This is a genomic window from Shewanella sp. K8, assembly GCF_028823715.1.
GTDB classification, from domain to species: Bacteria; Pseudomonadota; Gammaproteobacteria; order Enterobacterales; family Shewanellaceae; genus Shewanella; species Shewanella algae.
The window spans coordinates 1-2261 of the sequence record NZ_JAPEHY010000079.1 but is presented as its reverse complement, the minus strand read 5'-3'; the positions used below and the strand labels follow the sequence as shown (position 1 = coordinate 2261).

3 protein-coding genes and 1 tRNA gene are annotated in these 2261 nt (G+C 52.5%); 3 read left to right on the top strand and 1 reads right to left on the bottom strand.

What is annotated here, in order from left to right:
- From ON072_RS20935 to ON072_RS20925, 3 genes are all read left to right on the top strand, one after another.
- A partial coding sequence (locus ON072_RS20935; protein ID WP_274626184.1) for a hypothetical protein occupies window positions 1–315 on the top strand: 315 nt, incomplete at its 5' end.
- A gap of 78 nt (window positions 316–393) precedes the next feature.
- Window positions 394–1551: a flagellar assembly protein FlgT gene (locus tag ON072_RS20930; protein ID WP_274626183.1), complete on the top strand. Its 1158-nt coding sequence runs from the start codon at window positions 394–396 to the stop codon at window positions 1549–1551.
- A gap of 55 nt (window positions 1552–1606) precedes the next feature.
- Window positions 1607–1682: transfer RNA gene (locus ON072_RS20925), tRNA-Arg, on the top strand.
- Window positions 1683–2067: 385 nt separating this feature from the next.
- Here ON072_RS20925 and ON072_RS20920 read toward each other — a convergent pair.
- Window positions 2068–2261 (bottom strand): hypothetical protein (locus tag ON072_RS20920; RefSeq protein ID WP_274626182.1); only part of this gene is annotated, 194 nt, incomplete at its 5' end.

The following is a 2261-nucleotide window of genomic DNA, read 5'->3' as shown; positions in this document are numbered from 1 at the left end:
CAAGCCACTCTCTACAAAAGAGAAGGCCACGAGGACTTATTCGCACCTTCCTTAGGCCTGCAGACCAAGTACAAACAGATGACACCGGCGAACCAACCCAATGGCCTGGCAGCTTATTACAGGCTTTTACGAAGATGTTTAAGGGGCTTATCTACGCCTTTTCATTACCCACACCCTCATTTGCCCCTTCAATTTACCCACTGGCAGGCAATGGGAACTTATATTCTCTGTTCCCTTATCGGCAAACTCTTGCCGCGCTTTAGTCATGGTCGCAAACTGCGCTGCATCAGCTGTGAATGGATGGCGCTGGCATAAAATTTGAATAGCAAGCGATACCAGTTTAAGTGGCGGCAAAATTCCGTCACCCTGACTCCTATTTTGAGGAACCGTCTTATGAGATTGCGCCCCTTGCTCTTGCTGCCGCTGCTGGGCATCAGCCTGAACGCCATGGCAGAGTGGACCGAGGCCCGAGGTGAAGCCAAAATAATCAATGGCAATTTGACCCAGGCACGGGAAGCGGCAATGGACAACGCCATCAACATGGCCCTGCTCTCCCGTGGCGGCAGTTTTCAATCGACCCAGAGTGTCAGCCAGGGGCGCTTGACCCAAAACGATTTCAGCCTTTCCAGTCAGGTGCAGATAAGCAGTGTCGAACTGGTCAGCGAAATGCGCCAGGGAGACAAGCTCAAGGTGGTTATGCGGCTCGATATTCTCGATGGCCCGGATAACAAGTGCCAAAGCTCAGCCATCAAGGCCGCTATCCTGGTGCCACAGGCCAGTATTAAGGACAGAAGCCAACTGCGTTATGGTCAGTTGGAAAATTTCCAGCGAAGCCTGTCCGAGCGGATAGCGGCAACGCTGGATAAACAATCCTCCACCAGTTTTGCCCACCTGCACGCCAAAGAGCGGCTGGATATCAAAGAAGAGCTTATCAATATCCGGGGTTACCGTTTGCCGACCTGGATAAGTGAAATTACCGACAGCCAGTATCTGTTGCTGCCACAAATCATAGATATCTCCACCGAACCGGCCGAGTCCGGCTTTATGGGCCTGTGGGACAGCGAGCCTCAGCGACTGTTTCAGCTGCAGCTCAGCCTCTACCATGGGATCAGCGGCGAGCAGATCTGGTATCAGAACTACAGCATTTCCGCCCCCTGGGAGTTTGCCAAAAATGAATCCGTCCCTCCCAACAGCGACAGATTCTGGCGTGCCAGTTACGGGCAGGCCATAGACAAGGTGCTGACCAATGCCAGTAAAGATATCGATATGGCGCTGGCATGCAGACCTCTGCTGGCACAGATAGTCGTGCGCCAACAAGATAGAGTAATACTCAACCTGGGACGACGCAACGGCATCCGCGTTGGCGATCAGTTCCAAATCGTGCTGCAACGAAACCTGCCCGACCGCATGAACCAGATGCGCGCCGTGGCCGGAGAAACCCGGGCGAAAATCACCATAGATCAAGTCACAGAGGAAAGTGCCATCGCAGTGCTCAGCGGTGAAAATGCCGCCCTCAACATTCAGGTGAATGACATCGCGATTAAGATTTAAGCAATTAAATCCAAAGCCTTTTCATCCGGGTGAAAACCAGTATAATCACTGGCGTCTCCCTATAGCTCAACAGGATAGAGCAGTCGCCTCCTAAGCGACCGATCGGGGTTCGAGTCCCTGTGGGGAGACCAGCATTTTCTTATTGTGCCTGCTTGCACAAGTCTCAAGCTTCTTTTAGAACCCATCCACTGCCGATCCAGGCGCGTCAAATTAATGATTTTGTTCTCTGATAGTTTCCTCTTTGGGAAAACATTGAGTTGGTGATGTGGCCATCATGGCTTTAAAGCCCAAAGTAGCCAACCAACTTGGATTTAGCTTCCCGCTAAGCAACAACCTTTCACCTGCGGTGCGGATGGGCAGGAAGCTCGAATGCCGTGAAGGACAGGACGTCCGAGAACGGTCCTTTTGGCACAGGCGAACCTGTGACATGGCGAGAGCTGCGCAGCAACATGCTTACAAGCGAGACCCAGGGATGGCGATCTGGCCGTTGTGCATGGATGCATTTGTTCCACGAATTTACGCCGCTGGTACAGCGGCTATCATGGCTTTAAGCCTGAACTCACCAATAAACTTGCGCTTAGCTGCCAGTTCACCATCACCTGCGGCGCGAATGGGCACGCCGTGAAGGACAGGACGTCCGAGAACAGTCCTTTTCGCACAGGCGATCCTGTGACTCGCTGCAAGTACATATATGTACACCTCGATCATAT

What these genes read in the sequence shown, in the direction of transcription:
- ON072_RS20930 (WP_274626183.1), top strand. Translation starts at nt 394, where the DNA reads ATGAGATTGCGCCCCTTGCTCTTGCTGCCGCTGCTGGGCATCAGCCTG.